An 18606-nucleotide genomic window follows, 5' to 3' on the forward strand; every position below is an offset into this window, starting at 1 on the left:
ATACCACTCTACGGCCTGCCCTGCTGCCGTTCCCGAGGCTGAGGCTGCCCGTCCCTCTGTACCGGCGTTACCGCTCAGGCACAGACGAACCAGTCGGCCAGCACTGTCATCTCTGGCATGCCCTGATCCCGGACCGCATGCGCCCGCCGGACAAGGAAACAAGGTTTTTTTCCCCTTCAGCAATAGACGCCTTCGCGTACCACCGGCAAGACAGTGCCGTTTTTCACAGCACACGAGCCGGGGAAGTCTTGGGCAATGCTGTTGCCCGGCCGCGGGGCAACACCTTTCCGAACCATGTAGAAAAAGATGATGCTGCCACAGGCAGCAGACAACACTTTTCCCTCCCTCCAAGGGAGATACCGCGGATACAACACAGACAAAAAGGGGAGCGTCTTGCGACGCTCCCCCATGAGTATCCTAGGCGGTTTTCCCGCAGCGGACTAGAAGCTGTAGGCGAAGGTCACCTGAGCCTTCCACATGTCCTGCTTGGAGAATTCCTTGTTGTTCCAGGTGGAATGACGCCAGGTGTCCTGATCCATCATGTTCACGATGTAGCTCAGTTCCAGGTTGGCTTCCAGGTTTTCGTAGATCTGGTAGTTGTTCACCAGGTTGAATTCCAGCAGACCGTCGTTGGTGGTCAGATAAGGACCGGTGGGGTAAACATCGCCACCATAGTTCCAAGCAATGGAAGAACCGCTGTACTTAACCATGGACGTGCTGTTAGTGCCGCCCCAGTAGGCCACGCGGAAGGTGTGCTTCAGGTCTTCGATGAAGCTCATGTCGCGGATCTGCAGACCGATGCCCCAGGTGCCGGCGTAGCTCAGGTTGTAGTCCTGCATGGTCCAGCCGTAGTTGCCATCGCCCATGAAGGAGGTGAAGTTGCCGCAGGGGACAACGGAGGGCATGCGTTCGGAACCGTTCTTCACATCGCCGTCGTCACCGGAGGCATACCAGCCGAAGATGCCGGGAACGCCCCAGTCCATCTTGTATTCCACCAGGGCCTTGGCCAGCCAGCCCTGACGCTGGGTGTTGCCGCGCTTCCAGGCGTTGTTCTTGGCATTTTCGAAACTAGCACGGCCGTAGCTTTCCACGTAACCGTAGTTGATGTCGAACTCGATGTTCAGCGGATCCCACAGGGTGATGGCCACAGGCAGGCCGGCCCAGAACATGGAGCCGTAGGCGTTAGAGGAATAATTGAAGTCATACTGGGGACCAAAAACACCCATGGTGGTGTAGGGGTTACCATCATTAGCAGGCATATTCTCCCACACGTTCTTGCCGGCCATGCCGTACATGATCCAGGGGGTGGCCTGCACGCCGTCGAACTTCAGGTCGACCATCAGGGCAAACAGGTCCATGTTGTCCAGATAGTTGGCACGATAGGTGTCGGACACACCATTCTTATTGTAGCCAGCATAGTTGTCATTGAAGGGACGCGCCCACAGAGCGGTGAGGGCCACGTTTTCATTGAAGGCATAGGAAGCGGTGATGCCGGCCACATCGGTATCCATCACAGCGGAGCCGCCGGCCTTGTTGGGCAGCTGCACGCCCTGCAGACCCATGCGGAACTTGAGGTCGGTATTGGGCACCAGCCAGTCGATGTAGGCGCGCTTCACCTTGATGATGTCGTTGGCGTCAGCACCCAGGGCGCCGCCGTTGTCAGCCTTGCCCCAGTCGGTGGTGCCGATTTCGAAGTACACGGTACCGGACAGGGCTTCGGAGGCCACGGCATCCAACTGCAGGCGGATACGCTGACGGGCGTAGAACATGTCGTCGGTGTCGGCATCGTGATCGCCTTCATCCTGCACCAGGCTGTCTTCACCCACGCCAAAGCCCATCAACCACTGACCCTTGGCCTTGAAATCGATAGCGCTGGCACCGGTAGCAATGCCAAAGAGCATGCCGGCAGCCAGAGCGAGCGTCATAAGCTTCTTCATGATAGTCCTTCCTTCTTTGTTTTCTGCCATGCGACCTTGCGGTCAAACTCCCCGAAGGGACCCCTGTTTTTCATTCCCTGCAGAACCGGGATCAAAAACCACCCACCGCAGTGGGGGAAAACGCCATGAGGGGCAGCGGCAGCACGGACAGGTTCCGACTTCTCCCGCCTTGTGTAAAAATTTTTATACTCTCCTCTCGCGCATGTCAAAGCAAAAAATGCCCTTTTGATAAAAAAATTTTTACCATGGTGGCATTCCGATGGAAAAACAGCCCGTTGCCCGCGCGGAGCAACGGCTGCGCCCAAACGGTCATTTGACAGAAAAAGGCTTATGGCCTATCATACTCTATTCAAATTTTATCATGTAATCCCAGCATATTGCGAGGCATTCCATGTTTACGAACCGCGGCAAGGCTCTGACCTTTGATGATATCCTGCTCGTTCCCAGCTATTCGGAAGTAACGCCCGACGCGGTGGACCTTTCCACCTGGCTTACTCCCACCATTCCCCTGCGCATTCCGATCATGTCCGCCGCCATGGATACGGTAACCGAATCCGCCATGGCCATCAGCATGGCCCGCATGGGCGGCATCGGCATCATCCACAAGAACATGCCGCCGGAGCGGCAGCGCCTGGAAGTGGAGCGTGTCAAGAAAAGCGAAAGCGGCATGATTCTGGACCCGGTGACCGTTTCTTCCCGCAATACGGTGCAGGAAGCGCTGGACCTCATGGCGGACTTCCGGGTTTCCGGCCTGCCCGTGGTGGACGATGACAGGCTTGTGGGCATCCTCACCAACCGCGACGTGCGTTTTGTGGAAAATGCCGACACGGCCCTTGTGGCCGACTACATGACCAAGGAAAACCTGGTCACTGTTCCCATGGGCACCTCGCTGGAAGAATCCAAGCGGCATCTGCATGAGCACCGCATCGAAAAGCTGCTGGTGGTGGATGACAACAACCGCCTGCGTGGCCTCATCACCATGAAGGACATCGACAAGGTGCAGAAGTACCCCAATGCCTGCAAGGACGACAAGGGCCGCCTGCGCGTGGGCGCGGCCATCGGCATCGGCAAGGACTGTGACGCCAGGGCCGAGATGCTGCTTGCCGCCGGCGCCGACGTGCTGGTGCTGGACTCTGCCCACGGGCATTCGGTGAACGTGCTCAATGCCATCCGCAAGGTCAAGTCCGCCTTCCCCAACTGCCAGCTCATTGCGGGCAATGTGGCCACCTATGAAGGGGCGCGGGCCGTTCTCGAGGCCGGGGCAGATACGGTCAAGGTGGGCATCGGCCCCGGCTCCATCTGCACCACGCGCATCGTGGCCGGTGTGGGTGTGCCGCAGGTGACGGCCATCATGGACGGCAGCCGTGCCGCCCGCGAAATGGACCGCTGCTGCATTGCCGACGGCGGCATCAAGTTCTCCGGCGACATTGTGAAGGCCCTGGTGGTGGGTGCCCATTCGGTGATGATCGGTTCCCTCTTTGCCGGGACCGAAGAAAGCCCGGGCGAGACCATCCTCTATCAGGGCCGTACCTATAAGGTCTATCGCGGCATGGGATCCATCGACGCCATGAAGGAAGGCAGCTCCGACCGCTATTTCCAGGAACGCAGCAAGAAGCTGGTGCCCGAAGGCATCGTGGGGCGCGTGCCCTACCGCGGGCCGGTCATGGAAGCCATCTATCAGCTCATGGGCGGTCTGCGTTCCGGCATGGGGTATGTGGGCGCGCATACGCTTGCCGATCTGCACGCAAATACCACCTTCTGCGAAATTTCGCCGGCAGGTCTGCGTGAAAGCCATGTGCATGATGTGGTCATCATCAAGGAAGCGCCCAACTATCGCATTGACAACTAGGCGTGCGGACGCCATGGCAGCGCCGTGGCGGCCGATGCACTGACTGCGCAGCGGGCGGGACCGCAGGCGGCCCCGCGGCCCCGGCCCTGTCCGCTGCGGCGCCGTTCCGGCACGGCTGCGGGTTTTCCCGCAGCATGCCGGCGGCAGCACGGGAGTTTCCCTCACCATCACCAGCCTTCAACCAGCCGAGGTTCCAGCATGGCCCACAGCAAGGTTATCATCATTGACTACGGCTCACAGGTAACGCAGCTCATCGCCCGCCGCGTGCGCGAAGCCGGCGTCTATTCCGAAATTCATGCCTGCAATGTCACGGCTGCCCAGGTGGCGGCCATGCAGCCGCAGGCCGTCATTCTGTCCGGCGGCCCGGCCAGTGTGGGCGAAGCGGACGCCCCCACCCTGGACAGGGGGCTGCTGGAACTGGGCGTGCCGGTGCTGGGCATCTGCTACGGCATGCAGCTGCTGGCCCAGAATCTTGGCGGCTGTCTGGCCCAGTCCGAAACCCGGGAATACGGCCCGGCCGATCTGACCCTCACGGCGCCCTGCGCCCTCTGGGACGGTCTGAATCCCGCAGTCCCCAGCCGGGTCTGGATGAGCCACGGGGACAAGGTCATGGCGCCGCCCCCCGGCTTTACGGTCACCGGGCGCACGCCCACCCTCGATGTGGCAGCCATGGCGGATGAAAAGCGCCGCATCTACGCCGTGCAGTTCCATCCCGAAGTGCACCACAGTGTGGACGGCGAACGCATGCTGCGCAATTTCCTCTTCAAGATCTGCCGCATCACGCCGGACTGGAGCATGTCCTCCTTTGTGGAGCGCGTGGTCAAGGAAATGGCCGAAAAAATCGGCAACAAGCATGTGGTCTGCGCCCTTTCCGGCGGCATCGACTCCACCGTGGTGGCCGTGCTGCTGCACAAGGCCATCGGCCACCGTCTGCACTGCATCTTTGTGGATAACGGCCTGCTGCGCCTCAATGAGGGCGAACAGGTGGTGAGCTACCTGCGCGAACATTTCGACCTGAACCTGACCTTTGTGCAGGCCCAGAAGCGCTTCCTTGATCTGCTCAAGGGCGTGGAAGACCCGGAAAAGAAGCGCAAGATCATCGGCCACACCTTCATTGACATCTTTGATGAAGAGGCCAAAAAACTGCCCGAAGTGGAATTTCTGGCCCAGGGCACCCTCTATCCCGATGTCATCGAATCCGTTTCGCACAAGGGTCCCAGCGCGGTCATCAAGAGCCACCACAACGTGGGCGGCCTGCCCGAAACCATGAATCTCAAACTGGTGGAACCCCTGCGCGAACTCTTCAAGGACGAGGTGCGCAAAGTGGCCGCCGAGCTGGGCATGCCCGACTCCATTGTCTGGCGCCATCCCTTCCCTGGCCCCGGTCTGGCCATCCGTGTGCTGGGCGAGATCACCGAAGACCGCCTGAACATCCTACGCCAGGCCGACAAGATCGTGCAGGAAGAACTGCGCGAATCGGGCTGGTACCGCAAGGTCTGGCAGGGCTTTGCCGTGCTGCTGCCCCTCAAGACCGTGGGCGTCATGGGCGATGGCCGCACCTACGAACACGTCATCGCCCTGCGCGTGGTGGACAGCGTGGATGCCATGACCGCCGACTGGGCACGCCTGCCAGCGGACCTCATTGCCCGCATGTCCGGCCGCATCATCAATGAAGTCAAGGGCGTCAACCGCGTGGTCTACGACGTGTCCTCCAAACCGCCGAGCACCATCGAGTGGGAATAAAACCGCATGACACGGCCCTCCGTTTCCGGGGGGCCGTTTTGCGTGCTGCGCCCTGCCCTGCCGCAAGGAGACCTGTCCGCCGGACAGCCGGCTTTACAACATGCCCCGGCTGGGCTAACCTGTTAGCCCTGTATGGTCTCCGCCGGCTGGTATGACAGCGCACGGGCGGCCCGTTTCTGACAGATATTCATTCTGATTGCATACATCATAAGGGGGTTACATGTTCGGCATCGGCAGCACGGAACTTCTGGTGATCCTGCTGGTGGCACTGGTGGTGCTTGGTCCCAAAAGCCTCAGCGGGGTCAGTCGCTCGCTGGGCAAGGCGCTTGGCGAGTTCCGCCGCGTCTCCACCGATTTTCAGCGCACCCTCAATGCGGAAGTAGCCCGCGAGGAAGAAGAGGAAAAGCAGCGCTCGAGCGCTGACAATACCACGCCCTCCCAGGCCGCTGCCGGCACAGGGCCCCAGGCCGGAAGCACTTCCGCCACGACCACCGCCAGCAGGCCCGCAACGGAAACCCTGGAAACCACGGCCACGCCGGCCGGCCAGGGCCAGGAGGCACCGGCTGACAGTCCGCTGGCGCAGAGCGTGGCCCGCACCAAGGCCGCCGCCGAAGGCAACAGCACGCAGACGGCGGCCCCTGCCGGCAAGGAGCAGGCATGAGCACCAAGGATTCCCTGCTGACGCCTCCGGCCCGGGAGGACGAAACGGCGTCTCCGACGGCTTCGGCGCCGTCCCGGGACACGGAAGGCCCGGATATTGACTATGCGGCCATCCGCTCGGCCACGGAAGCCATGAGTGCCCTGGGGCGGAGCGATGCACAACAGGACGAACACCAGCCCGAGGCGGAATCCCCGGCCGAGGCCACAGCCGAAACCCCGGATGAATCCCCGGCCGACGCACCCGCGGCCGGCGATGATGCCCTGGAAGCGCCTGGGCATGACGCGGCTGCCACGCCTGACCCCCACGCTGTACAGGACAGCACGACAGAGACCGCCCCGGAGGACAGCAAGCCCCCGACCTCCTCTGATGCCGTGACCACGGAGACAGAAGAGGCCATCGATCCTTCCCTGTCCGACGACACAGCGGCCGCGGACGAAGCGGAGCACGACGCCGATCATGCCGACCATCCTGACCGGGCCGACCGGGCCGACCACGACGACAGCGACGACCGGACCGCTCCCGCGGCAGAAGATACCGCCGGGACTGATGTGCCGGCCGCTGCGGCCGCGTCAGCCGCTGTGCCCGCTGACGGTAATGGCGGCAGCGAGCCGCCCGTGCCGCCTGCGGACGAAACGGCGCAGGAAGATGATGCGGAAAAGCCCATGGGCCTCCTGGATCATCTCAATGAAATGCGCTGGCGCCTGGTGCGCTGCTTCATTGCCGCGGCTCTGGGCTTCTGCGTCTGCTGGGCCTTTGTGGAACCCATCTTCGGCGTTCTGGTCAAACCGCTCCTGGCTGCCCTGCCCGCCGGCGGCAACGCCATCTACACCAGCATGCCCGAAGCCTTCTTCATCCGCATGTTCGTGGCCTTTGTGGCCGGCCTCTTTGTGGCAAGCCCCTTTATTTTCTATCAAGTATGGGCCTTCATCTCACCGGGTCTCTATGAGGAGGAAAAACTCTTCATTGTGCCTGTGGCTGTCATTTCGGCGGTCTTCTTTGTGGGTGGGGCGCTGTTCTGCTATTACATCGTCTTCCCCTTTGCCTTCCAGTTCTTCATGAGCTATTCCACAGACATGATACAGGTCACCCCTCGTATCAGCGATTACGTGGACTTTGTGCTCAAGCTGCTTGTGGCCTTTGGCGTCATTTTCGAGATGCCGCTGTTCTCCTTCTTTCTTGCCCGCATGGGTGTGCTCACCGCAGCCCGCATGCGGCAGGCCCGCCGCTACGCCATTCTGGGCATCTTCATTGTGGCGGCCATTCTCACGCCGCCGGACGTGGTGTCGCAGCTGCTCATGGCCATTCCCATGCTGATTCTCTATGAGTTCAGCGTGCTGGTGGCAGCTACCTTCGGCAAAAAGCCGAAGCCCGCCGCCGAAGCGGAAGACACTCCCGAACCCGCCGCCAGCAGCGAGCCGGAACCCTGGCCCAGCGTGTTCACCCCCAGCAATCCCAAGAAGGTTTCCCGCATGCCCGACGGCACGTGGAATGACGTGCCCGCTGCCGCGGAAACACCGGATACGCCGGCGGATGACAGCCCTGACACCGCCCCGGCGGACAAGCGCACCCCGGACGGGGATGCCGGAACGCCAGACACCAGCCGCAGCGAGAAGCCCCATGACTAATCCGCCTCTGCCGCCGCGCACGGCTGCCCGCAGCCGTCAGAGCGCCGAAACCGACATCCGGCTGGAACTCTGCCTGGACGGCACCGGCCAGACCGACATTGCCACCGGCTTCGGCCTGCTGGATCACATGCTGACGCTGACCTTCTTCTGGGCCGGCATGGACCTGACCCTGCGCTGCAAGGGAGACCTGCACATTGATGCCCACCACAGCGCCGAGGATGTGGGCATCGTGCTGGGGCAGGCCGTTCTGGAAGCCCTGGGGGACCGCAAAGGCATCGAGCGTGTGGGCTTTGGCCGGGTTCCCATGGACGAGGCCCTCACGGAAGTGACCCTGGACCTTTCCGGGCGCGCCTGGCTGGAATGGCGTGGCGACGAACTGCTGCCCCCTGTGCTGGGCGGCGAGGAAAAGGACCTGTGGCGGGAATACTACAAGGCCTTTGCCGGCAGCGCCCGCTGCAATCTGCACGTATCCTTTCTGTACGGCAAGAACGGGCACCATCTGCTGGAATCCGTTGCCAAGGGGCTGGGGCTTGCCCTGCGCCAGGCCGTTGCCCGAACCGGCGCCGTTGTGCGCAGCACCAAGGGAGGTTTAGACTGATGCGATCCCGTTTCATCACCCTGACGACCCTGCTTGTGCTCTGCCTGGCTCTGGCCCTCACGGCCTGTGCCCGCAAGCCCCGCAGCACGGCCGATGTTCCCCGCACCCTGTCCCAGACCTATCGCATTGCGGTGGCCCCCTTCTCCCAGCCCACCAGCACCAGTCAGCTCATCATGGGCTATCTGCCCGAACCCCAGGGCCGCATTGCCCCGGACCTGCTGGCAGAAATGGACCGGACCATGCGGGATGTGCTCCTGACCCAAACCAAGCGCCAGTATCTCTTCATTCCGCCGGGCAAGAACCTGCCCGACAAGATGCGCTTTCATACCTCAAACCAGCCGCAGGCACTGCCCCACTGGATCAGTTTTGCCCGCACCCTTGATGCCGACCTGCTCATCATCCCCCAGATTCTGGACTGGCATCAGCGCGAAGGCTCCCGCGCCGGCGTTACCCGGGCGGCGCATGTGCGCTGCGAATTCTTCCTGCTCAACATCAAGCAAGGCGCTGTTACCGCCCGTTCCGTCTATGATGTGGAACAGTCGGGACTGACCAGCAACCTGCTGGAAATCGGCGACTTCTTCAAGCGCAAGGGCGGCTGGGCCACGGCCGAGGAACTGGCCCGCGAAGCCATGCTCAAGGCTGTAAAGGACTTTACCCTATGATCATCTTTCCCGCTGTGGACATTCAGGACGGCAAGGCCGTCCGCCTGCGTCAGGGCCGTGCCCATGACAGCACGGTCTTTTCTCCGGACCCTGTGGCCGCCGCGCGCCACTGGCAGGACCAGGGCGCACGCTGGCTGCACGTGGTGGACCTGGACGGCGCCTTTGACGGCCTGCCCAGAAGCCGCCACATCGTGCAACGCATCTGCGAGGCCCTGAGCATTCCCGTGCAGCTTGGCGGAGGCATCCGTGACCAGAACATCGCCCAGGCCTATCTGGATGCCGGGGTGGAACGCCTCATCATCGGCACCCTGGCTCTGGAACAGCCTCAGGCCTTTGCCGCGCTTTGCGCCCGCTTTCCGGGGCGCATTGGCGTTTCGCTGGATGCCGAGGGCGGACGCCTCAAGACCAAGGGCTGGGTGGCCGATGCCGGCATGACCGTGGACGACGTTCTGCCCCGCCTGCTGGGCGACGGCGCAGCCTTCATCATCTATACGGACATCGAGCGTGACGGCATGCAGAGCGGGGTCAACCTGACGGCCCTGGAGCATCTGGCCCGGGCCTCCTCCGTGCCGGTCATCGCGGCCGGCGGCGTGGCCACGCTGGCCGATGTGCAGGCCCTCTACCCTCTCAGCCGCACGGCCCATCTGCAGGGCGCCATCAGCGGCCGCGCCCTGTATGAAGGCACCCTGAATCTGGCCGAGGCCAACCGCTGGCTTGCCGCACAACAGGACTAACGTTTGTTAACAACGAATTTTACAAATAATTTCAACAGATAAAGCAAATATCCCGTATACACTCCGCGTGCCTTTAGGGGAGAGAGTCCTTGTGTCCCAAGCTCTTCCCCCGGTAAAAGTGCGCTGGGGAAGGGATGGGGGGTTGGGGGAAGGGAAACCCGCTCCCGCGCCGGCGGAGGGCTTTCCCTTCCCCCAAACAGGCAGCGAAGAGGGGTAACAGGCCCCAGGCCGGGCGCATTCCCGGATCACACCACAAACGCTTTCGGGGGAAAGGACGCACCTGTACGAGCGCGCCTTTCCCCCGTTCTGCTGCGTCACGGCACACACCCGCAGGGAGGGGCCAGCACGCACCGCCGCCTTCTCCCCGCACCGGTCCGCCGCAAACGCACAGCACACCACGCCATGAGGCGCCGACCGCGCAGGAGGCTTGACGGAAAAAGGCAGTCCCCCTATGCTCACATCCATGCTTTCCGGCAGATTTTTCCCCCTTTTCCGGGCCGTTCTGGCCTGTCATCGTGAACGCTACTGGCGTTCCTTCCTCTAGTCGTCCCCGCGTACTGACAGCTCCTCAGGGCGCATGCCATGGCATGCGCCGCATACCGTCATGCCCGCGCTTACGGTGCGGGCCGTCTCCTGCAACGCGAGGTCATCATGTCTCCTGTACGTCCCTATCACTGGATGTGCCTGCTGGCAGCTATTGTGCTGGAAGTGGGCGGATCCACCCTCATGAAACTTTCCCATGACTGGGCCTTTGCCCATGCCTCTCTGCTGGGGCTGGTGCTCATGTGGCTGTGCATCGGCCTGTCCTACTACTGCCTGTCCCTGTCCACCACCGGCCTGCCCGTGGGCGTGGCCTTTGCCTTCTGGGAAGCCATGGGCCTGACCCTGGTAACCCTGTCCGGCATACTTGTGCTGGGGGAACATCTGTCGGCGCAGCGCCTGCTGGGCCTCTGCTGCGTCCTGGGCGGTGCCATGCTGGTCCATCACGGAACCAGCCAGGGCACAACGACGCAGAAGGAGAACAGGTCATGAGCATGCTTCTGCCTGTTCTCCTGCTCATTGGCGCCGCGGCGCTGGATGTGCTGGCCAATCTGCTGCTGGCCCACAGTGACGGCTTTCGCCGGCGGCTTTACGGTGTGGGCGCCCTGCTCTGCGTGGGACTGGCCTTTTTCTGCCTGTCCGAAGTGGTGCGCTGGATGGACCTTTCCGTGGCCTATGCCATGTGGGGCAGCTTTGGCATACTGGGCACCTCTCTGGGAGGCTGGTTCTTCTTCCGGCAGACGCTGCGTCCCTGCGCCTTTGCGGGCATGGCGCTGCTGATCTGCGGCATGCTGCTCCTGCAACTGTCCTAGGCTGCTCCGGCCTTTTGCCCGTTCTCCCGTCACAAAACGAGGGGCGCGGTCCGCTCTTCAGGAACGGACCGCGCCCCTCGCTGGCCACATGGCCGTGCGCTGTGCAGATTTTTCGGCATGCCCAGAACATTCCTGGCTCGCAGCCGCGCTTCCAGGAAAGAAACATTCCCCTTCCCCGGCGCGCGTGTCCAGGGCGCACGGAAGCGCCCGGCAGACCTGCATCACAGAACAGGCGTTGCCGCTATGGGGTATTGCCGTGGACTAGTAGGCAAGCCTGGTGTCAACGCGCCCTAATGCGTGGCCGAGGCCGCCTCTTCCGGCGCGCTTGCGCCGGCACGCAGGGAAAGATACAGGGGGCGCGCCGTGTCCCGGCCGGAAAAGATGACGTCCTCCGGCGCGTCCAGGGCCAGGGGCAGCACCTCGTCCACATGGTCCACAAAGAGGATTTCCAGGTCCCGCAGGACCTCGTCCGGCACGTCCCGCAGGTCCTTTTCATTATCGCGCGGCATGATGACCCGCTTGATGCCGCTGCGCCGGGCGGCCAGCAGCTTTTCCCGCAGGCCGCCGATGGGCAGCACCCGGCCGCGCAGGGAAATTTCGCCGGTCATGGCCACATCGTTGCGCACGGCAATGCCCAGCAGGGCCGAGGTGATGGAGGTGGCCAGTGTGATGCCCGCAGACGGCCCGTCCTTGGGGGTGGCGCCGGACGGCACATGCACATGAATGTCCACCTTGCTGTGGAAATGCGGGTCCAGCCCCAGGATGTCCGCACGGGAGCGCACATAGCTCAGGGCCGCACGGGCAGATTCCTTCATGACATCGCCCAGATGGCCGGTGGTCACCACCTGCCCGCTGCCGCTCATGAGGCTGGTTTCCACCAGCAGAATTTCACCGCCGCGCTGATTGTAGGCCAGGCCGGCACAGACGCCCACCTGCGATTCATTCTCGCGCTCCTCGTGCCGGTAGCGCTTGACGCCCAGCAGCGAGGGAAGGCTCTGACGGGATATGGTCACGCACTTGTTGTGGTCCTTTTCCTCCACCAGGCGAATGGCCGTCTTGCGGCACAGGGCAGCAATTTCCCGTTCCAGATTGCGGACCCCGGCCTCCCAGGTATAGGAACGAATGATTTCCAGCAGAGCATTGTCGGAAAGGCGGATATTGAAGTCCCGCAGCCCATGTTCCTCGATCTGTCGCGGCAGCAGGAAATTCCGGGCGATGTGCAGCTTTTCCGTTTCCAGGTAGCTGTTCAGCTCGATAATCTCCATGCGGTCCAGCAGGGGCATGGGGATGGCGTCCAGGGAATTGGCCGTGGTGATGAAGAAGACCTTGGACAGATCATAGTCCAGGTCCAGATAATGATCCATGAAGGCATTGTTCTGTTCCGGGTCCAGCACCTCCAGCAGCGCCGACGCCGGGTCGCCGCGAAAGTCGGAACTCATCTTGTCCACTTCATCCAGGCAGAACAGGGGATTGTTGAACTTCACCCGCTTGAGCGACTGGATGATCTTGCCCGGCAGCGCCCCCACATAGGTACGCCGATGCCCGCGGATTTCGGCCTCGTCCCGCACGCCGCCCAGGGACAGACGCACGTATTCGCGCCCTGTGGCGCGGGCCACGGAGCGGGCCAGGGAGGTCTTGCCCACGCCGGGCGGCCCCACAAAGCAGAGAATGGGACCGCGCAGGCCGTTGGAGAGCTTCTGCACGGCCAGATATTCGAGGATGCGCTCCTTGGGCTTTTCCAGCCCGTAGTGATCGCCGTCCAGAATGGCCCTGGCCTTGTGGATATCGATATCCACTTCCTTGAGGTCATTCCAGGGCAGGTCCAGCAGCCAGTCCACATAGTTGCGCACCACCGTATATTCCGCGGCAGACGGGGGAATGACGCGCAGCTTCTTGATTTCGGAAAGCGCCCGTTCGCTGGCCTCTGCGGGCATGTTGCGTGCCTTCAGCTTTTTTTCCAGCTCGTCCATCTCGGCCTGCGGATCATCTTCCCGGCCCATTTCCTTGTTGATGGCCTTGATCTGCTCATTGAGATAGTACTCGCGCTGGTTGCGCTCCATCTGCACCTTGACGCGATTCTTGATGCGCTTTTCCATGCTGGCCACGGCCACTTCACCCTGTAAAAAGGCATAGACCTTTTCCAGGCGGGCCGTCACGTCCGTCTCTTCCAGCACTTCCTGCTTCTTGCGATACTCCACCTTGAGATGGGGCAGCACCGCATCGGCCAGCGCGCCGGCGTCCTTCAGGGCGCTGATGGCCTGTACGGCCTCCGGCGACATCTTCTTGTTGGCTTTGGCAAATTCCTCCACAGCCTCATGCACGGCGCGCACCAGGGCCTCGCGCTCCTCGGGGCGGCTCTCGCTTTCCTGCACGGAGCTGATCTGCACCAGCGGGCAGGGGCCGTCCGTTTCCAGCGCGGTCCACGCGGCGCGGTGCAGGCCCTCGAACAGGACCTTGATGGTGCCGTCGGGCAGACGCAGCATCTGGAGCAGCCGGCAGACCACCCCCACGGGGAACAGGTCCTGCGCACCGGGGCGCTCCACATCGGCCTCGCGCTGCGTCACCAGAAAAATGCTTTTTCCGTAGGCGCTCTGCGCGGCCTCGATGGCCTTGATGGACGCCTCTCGCCCCACAAAGAGCGGCATGATGGAACGCGGAAACATGACCACTTCCCGCAGGGGCATCAGTGGCAATATCTGCACCTTGGCAGCGCGTACGGATTCGGACATAGGAGATTCCTCCGCGCCCGGGCCAGAACCGGGCGCCGTATCGCAGCCGCCGGGGCGACCGCAACCACAAAATCATGACCGGAAACGTCTCCGGTACCAGAGGGCGCGTCCATGCCGCAGCATGGCGCGCCCGGTTCTTCTGAGCATGCCGTCACGGGGCAGACGGGCCTGCCCCGCCGCCCTTGGCCTAGGATGCCTGCCCGTCTCCGCCGGCCGCTGCGGGCGCCCCGTCTTCGCCATAGAGCAGCACAGGTTCCTTGCCTTTTTCAATGACAGCCTGATTGATAAGGCATTCCTTCACATTGGGCATGGATGGCAGACGGAACATGATGTCCAGCATGATGCGCTCCATCACATTGCGCAGGCCGCGGGCACCGGTCTTGCGCTCGATGGCCTTGTGGGCAATGGCCTTGAGCGCATTGGGCGTAAAGCGCAGGTGCACGTTGTCCAGCTCAAAGAGCTTCTGGTACTGCCGCACCAGGGCATTCTTGGGTTCGGTGAGGATGCGTATGAGGTCGGGTTCATCCAGTTCATCCACATGGGTGATGATGGGAATGCGGCCCACAAATTCGGGAATGAGGCCGAACTGCACCAGGTCCTGCGGATGGATCTTGTCCAGCAGCTCGGACAGGGGCATGTTCTTGCTGTGATGCACATGGGCGCCAAAGCCCATGGACCCGCCGGACATGCGTGATTCCACAATCTTGTCCAGTCCCACAAAGGCCCCGCCCACAATGAACAGAATATTGCTGGTGTTCATGCGGATGAATTCCTGCTGGGGATGCTTGCGCCCCCCCTTGGGCGGGATATTGGCCTCCGTGCCTTCAATGATCTTGAGCAGGGCCTGCTGCACCCCTTCTCCCGAAACGTCGCGGGTGATGGAGGGGCCGTCGCTCTTGCGGGAAATCTTGTCGATTTCGTCAATGTAGATGATGCCCTTGCTGGCGGCTTCCAGATCGTAGTCCGCATTCTGGAGCAGCTGCACCAGGATGTTTTCCACATCCTCGCCCACGTAGCCGGCCTCGGTCAGGGTCGTGGCATCGGCAATGGCAAAGGGCACGCGCAGAATCCTGGCCAGGGTCTTGGCCAGCAGGGTCTTGCCACTGCCGGAAGGCCCCACCAGCAGGATATTGCTCTTTTCCAGCTCCACGTCATCGCCGAGGGCATCGGCAAAGAAGACGCGCTTGTAGTGGTTGTGCACCGCCACGGACAGAATCTTCTTGGCCTCGTGCTGGCCGATGACGTATTCGTCCAGTCGTTCCTTGATCTCCTGCGGCGAAAGCAGACGGTCCGGCGAGTCATCGTTATGCAGCTGGTCACGGGCGATGATATCGCTGCATGCCTTGATGCACTGGTCGCAGATACGGGCATTGTCCTGCACGATGAGGTTCTTGACTTCATGCTCGGAGCGACCGCAGAACGAGCAGCGCAGCGGCTCGTCAGTGCGGGAAGTGGTGTCATTTGCCATCTTATTTCATTTCCTCGAGATCGCGGCGGGAAGTCAGCACGCGGTCGATGATGCCCAGCTTCCGGGCCTCTTCGGAAGTCAGGAAGTTGTCGCGTTCCGTGGCGGCCACAATGGCCTCGTAAGGCTGGCCCGTATTCTCGGCCAGCATGCGATTGAGGTTCTCCTTGAGGCGCAGAATTTCGCGGGCATGGATTTCAATGTCCGAGGCCTGCCCCTGATAGCCGCCCAGCGGCTGATGAATCATGATCTGGCTGTTGGGCAGGGCAAAGCGCATGCCCTTCCTGCCGGCGGCCAGCAAAAAGGCCCCCATGCTGGCCGCCCGGCCCATGCAGACCGTGGTCACCGGGGAGGTGATATAGCGCATGGTATCATAGATGGCCAGACCGGCTGTCACGGAACCGCCGGGAGAATTGATGTACAGATTGATCTCCTGCTCCGGGTCCTGCGATTCCAGGAAGAGCAGCTGGGCGCAGATGCTCGATGCCACGGCATCGGTCACTTCCGTGCTCAACAGGATGATGCGGTCCTTGAGCAGGCGGGAATAGATATCGTACGTGCGTTCCGAGCGGCCCGTATTTTCGACAACATAGGGGACGTAGGACATGGGCTGACCTCGTGTTCTCCGGTAAGAAGGGCGTGGCCCTGCACGCGGCGGCATGCCGCGCGGCCGGCCGAAAAAATCCAATAACGCCGCGCCCGTTTTCGGACGCGGCGTCAGACGGCAAGGGAATGCGTGCGTCCCGTTACTGGGCAGCCGGCACCTTGTGGGTGGGCTTCAGCTCTTCCAGGGGTTCCACTTCCTTGACAGAAGCCTTGGCATAGGCGGCTTCCATGGCCTTGTCAGCCAGCAGGCGGTCGCGCATGGCGCTCATCATGCCGGAACGCTCGTAGGCTTCGCGCACCTTGTGGAAGTCTTCCCCATTCTGCAGGCAGATGCGGTACAGATGGTTGTCCAGTTCCGGCTGGGTCACCCGCAGGCCTTCCTTGTGCGCAATGGCCAGGAGCAGCACCTGCATGCGGGTCAGCTGCTCGGCCTGCTTCCGCACGTCCTTGCGCAGCTCTTCCTCGCTCTTGCCAAGGTCAGACAGCTTCTGGCCCTGCGCTTCCATGCGGGCGCTCATTTCGGCAATGAGGGTACGTTCCTGGAAGTCCAGCAGGCTTTCGGGCAGGGCAAATTCCAGCCCCTTGAGCATGGTATCCAGCATCTTTTTCTGCGCAGCGCTGCGCGCCGTATTTTCGCGGCTGCGGGCATAGCTTTCGCGAATGGAGGTGCGCATCTTGTCCACGCTTTCCACCCCCATGCTCTTGAACAGTTCGTCCGTCAGTTCAGGCAGCTTGCGGTCCTTGATGGCATGCACGGTGACCTTGATGGAAAGGGTCTTGCCGGCCAGATTGCGGGCCGGGAAATTGTCCGGGAAGGTGATGTCCTTTTCGCCGGTGCACCCCACCTTGACGCTCTTGACCAGGTTTTCGAAATCGTCCATGGCCTGCCCTTCACCCAGAGGCAGGTCGAAATTTTCGGTCTTGAGGTCTTCCACGGGCTTGCCGTCCTCGAAGGCCTCAAAGCTGATGGTGGCAATCTGGCCGTCGGTGGCCGGGCCTTCGCCTTCCACGGGGATCAGCTCGGCGCGGTCACGGCGGATGCGTTCCAGCACGGCATCCACTTCCTCATCCTTGACCACCACCTTGTCCTTTTCCACTTCCATGCCCTCATAGGCAGGCAGGTCAAAGGCCGGCAGCACTTCAAATTCCACCGTATAGCTCAGGCCGCTGCCGCGCACCATATCGGCGGCCTCTTCGGTAAACTGAATGCCGGAAACCGGCTCCAGATGCAGCTGCACCAGCGTATCGGCCACCTGGCCGTTGATCATATCCTGCCGGGCTTCCATGTAGATATGATCCTTATAGCGCTTTTCCACGACGGAAGCCGGAACCTTGCCCTTGCGGAAACCGTCAATCTGGATGGAGGTGCGGTACCGGGCGACAGCCGCATCAATGGCGGCGTCCACATCCTTGGCATCAGCTGTGATGCTGAGTTTCCTCTTTACCGGCGAAAGTTCTTCAATGGTATATTCCACAGGGCGCTCCTTTGGCGTTTTTTGCTTCCTTCCGCACGACCCCGGCGCCACAGCAGACGCGGGCCTGCCGGTCCTTCGTGAAGGTAACCGTCACTGCTACCACAAAGGGCCGTTCAATACAAGAGCAGACAGGCCCCTTCTGCCCCGAAGCCGGCAGCACCATTGCGGCGGCCCTTTGCCCCTGCCAAGGCATGCCCTCCCTGTTGCCGTTACGGGAGCAGGCCATCATCACTCGCAATTCCCTCAAGGAAATCAGCGAACGCCTCCGCACCGTGGAACTGGAACAGGCCAAGAGCTGGAGCAACAGTAAATGGACAGACAGGATACTCTGGGCCATCACCTCGGCTGCCCTTGGCGGAACCGAGGCGCTAAGTCTGCGGATGTGAAAATAGTTGCCTTTTTGCCAAGTGGTGTCTATGCTTTTCCAAGAAAAAGGCGAAGAGTGCTGCTAACACCCTTCGCCCCGGCAAAGATTGTGGGTATGTTCTCCCACTACGGGAGCCGTCCCTTGCCGGTTAGGGTCAATTAAGGACAGCCCCTGATAGCGTTGCCCCGCCGTCAGGGGCCTTTCCATATCCGTATGACGGCTAGAACTCCATCATGAGCAGCCGCTTCAGGACTTCAGCAAACAGGTTCGCGAGGACCTGGATGCAAAAATCCACGAACGTCTGATTCATGGGCATCTCTCCTTTGCACTGGTGTCTCTCTGCCTTTGAACACACAGCAAGGGAACGACATACCAAGAATCACCCTACAGCAAGGCCCCGCTCCTTTCAAGCAAACGAAGGAAAGGCGGGGCGTTCATCGTCCCTCCTTCCCGATTCCACAACATACGACGACCACGACCAAGGAACGACCACCATGTCCGAACAAACCAAACGCGGCACCGAAGCCGAGCTGGCGGGCCTTCACGGCCTGCTGTCCCAAAACTTCAGTGCCCGCCTCACTTCCGGGGAGCCTCTCACCTCCAGCGAGCTGAATGTCATCAGGCAATTCCTGAAGGACAATGGCATCGACTGCGTGGGCAGCGAGAACCCCGTCATCAACGACATCACCAAAAACCTGCCCTCCTTCGATGACGACGCAGACGGGCAGGACAGCACCGGTCTGCTCAACTAGCGACCATCCCCCAGAACCTTCGACCATCCCCGTGGGTGTCCTTGCGGCACC

General features: G+C 61.8%; 16 protein-coding genes. 11 read left to right on the forward strand and 5 right to left on the reverse strand.

The genetic code is table 11. From position 1 onward, the window contains the following. Positions 1–440: 440 nt before the first annotated feature. Positions 441–1937 carry an outer membrane homotrimeric porin gene (locus tag Q0J57_RS01135; RefSeq protein WP_297215960.1) on the reverse strand — a complete coding sequence of 499 codons (1497 nt, stop codon included), beginning with the start codon at positions 1935–1937 and terminating at the stop codon, positions 441–443. A 391-nt stretch (positions 1938–2328) separates the two neighbouring features. Between Q0J57_RS01135 and guaB the strand changes: the two genes are divergently transcribed. The 9 genes from guaB (at position 2329) to Q0J57_RS01180 (ending at position 11161) form a co-directional block, all read left to right on the forward strand. Next, complete coding sequence (gene guaB, locus Q0J57_RS01140; RefSeq protein WP_297215964.1) at positions 2329–3786, forward strand: IMP dehydrogenase; 1458 nt, start codon at positions 2329–2331, stop codon at positions 3784–3786. Positions 3787–3984: 198 nt separating this feature from the next. Further along, complete coding sequence (guaA, locus tag Q0J57_RS01145) at positions 3985–5529, forward strand: glutamine-hydrolyzing GMP synthase (protein ID WP_297215968.1); 1545 nt, start codon at positions 3985–3987, stop codon at positions 5527–5529. A 220-nt stretch (positions 5530–5749) separates the two neighbouring features. Beyond that, the gene (locus Q0J57_RS01150) at positions 5750–6190 is read left to right on the forward strand and encodes a twin-arginine translocase TatA/TatE family subunit (RefSeq protein ID WP_297215971.1); all 441 of its coding nucleotides are present in this window, start codon (positions 5750–5752) and stop codon (positions 6188–6190) included. Then, the gene (tatC, locus tag Q0J57_RS01155; RefSeq protein WP_297215974.1) at positions 6187–7815 is read left to right on the forward strand and encodes a twin-arginine translocase subunit TatC; all 1629 of its coding nucleotides are present in this window, start codon (positions 6187–6189) and stop codon (positions 7813–7815) included. The genes Q0J57_RS01150 and tatC overlap by 4 nt, the downstream gene beginning before the upstream one ends. A 7-nt stretch (positions 7816–7822) precedes the next feature. Beyond that, a complete protein-coding gene (gene hisB / locus Q0J57_RS01160) occupies positions 7823–8413 on the forward strand; it encodes an imidazoleglycerol-phosphate dehydratase HisB (protein ID WP_297216781.1) in 591 nt (196 codons plus the stop codon). Continuing rightward, positions 8413–9075, forward strand: a complete 663-nt coding sequence (locus Q0J57_RS01165; RefSeq protein ID WP_297215977.1) for a hypothetical protein — start codon at positions 8413–8415, stop codon at positions 9073–9075. The genes hisB and Q0J57_RS01165 overlap by 1 nt, the downstream gene beginning before the upstream one ends. Continuing rightward, complete coding sequence (gene hisA, locus Q0J57_RS01170) at positions 9072–9809, forward strand: 1-(5-phosphoribosyl)-5-[(5-phosphoribosylamino)methylideneamino]imidazole-4-carboxamide isomerase (RefSeq protein ID WP_297215980.1); 738 nt, start codon at positions 9072–9074, stop codon at positions 9807–9809. Before Q0J57_RS01165 ends, hisA begins: the two co-directional genes overlap by 4 nt. A 651-nt stretch (positions 9810–10460) precedes the next feature. After that, positions 10461–10841, forward strand: coding sequence for an SMR family transporter (locus Q0J57_RS01175; protein ID WP_297215983.1), 381 nt, complete (start codon positions 10461–10463; stop codon positions 10839–10841). After that, the gene (locus tag Q0J57_RS01180; RefSeq protein WP_297215985.1) at positions 10838–11161 is read left to right on the forward strand and encodes an SMR family transporter; all 324 of its coding nucleotides are present in this window, start codon (positions 10838–10840) and stop codon (positions 11159–11161) included. The genes Q0J57_RS01175 and Q0J57_RS01180 overlap by 4 nt, the downstream gene beginning before the upstream one ends. Positions 11162–11451: 290 nt before the next feature. Here Q0J57_RS01180 and lon read toward each other — a convergent pair whose 3' ends face one another. From lon to tig, 4 genes are all read right to left on the reverse strand, one after another. Next, on the reverse strand, positions 11452–13890 hold the full coding sequence (gene lon / locus Q0J57_RS01185) for an endopeptidase La (RefSeq protein ID WP_297215987.1): 2439 nt from the start codon (positions 13888–13890) through the stop codon (positions 11452–11454). 187 nt (positions 13891–14077) lie between these two features. Continuing rightward, positions 14078–15358: an ATP-dependent Clp protease ATP-binding subunit ClpX gene (clpX, locus tag Q0J57_RS01190; RefSeq protein WP_297215990.1), complete on the reverse strand. Its 1281-nt coding sequence runs from the start codon at positions 15356–15358 to the stop codon at positions 14078–14080. Position 15359: 1 nt separating this feature from the next. Next, positions 15360–15962 (reverse strand): ATP-dependent Clp endopeptidase proteolytic subunit ClpP, encoded by a 603-nt coding sequence (clpP, locus tag Q0J57_RS01195; protein ID WP_297215994.1) that lies wholly within the window; start codon positions 15960–15962, stop codon positions 15360–15362. 139 nt (positions 15963–16101) lie between these two features. Then, on the reverse strand, positions 16102–17436 hold the full coding sequence (tig, locus tag Q0J57_RS01200; RefSeq protein ID WP_297215997.1) for a trigger factor: 1335 nt from the start codon (positions 17434–17436) through the stop codon (positions 16102–16104). Positions 17437–17627: 191 nt separating this feature from the next. Here tig and Q0J57_RS01205 point away from each other — a divergent pair, with 191 nt between their 5' ends. Then, positions 17628–17822, forward strand: a complete 195-nt coding sequence (locus Q0J57_RS01205) for a hypothetical protein (RefSeq protein WP_297216000.1) — start codon at positions 17628–17630, stop codon at positions 17820–17822. 475 nt (positions 17823–18297) lie between these two features. Further along, on the forward strand, positions 18298–18555 hold the full coding sequence (locus Q0J57_RS01210) for a hypothetical protein (RefSeq protein ID WP_297216004.1): 258 nt from the start codon (positions 18298–18300) through the stop codon (positions 18553–18555). The last annotated feature ends 51 nt before the right edge of the window (positions 18556–18606 follow it).

It is taken from the genome of uncultured Desulfovibrio sp., from assembly GCF_944324505.1.
Taxonomy (GTDB): Bacteria; Desulfobacterota; Desulfovibrionia; order Desulfovibrionales; family Desulfovibrionaceae; genus Desulfovibrio.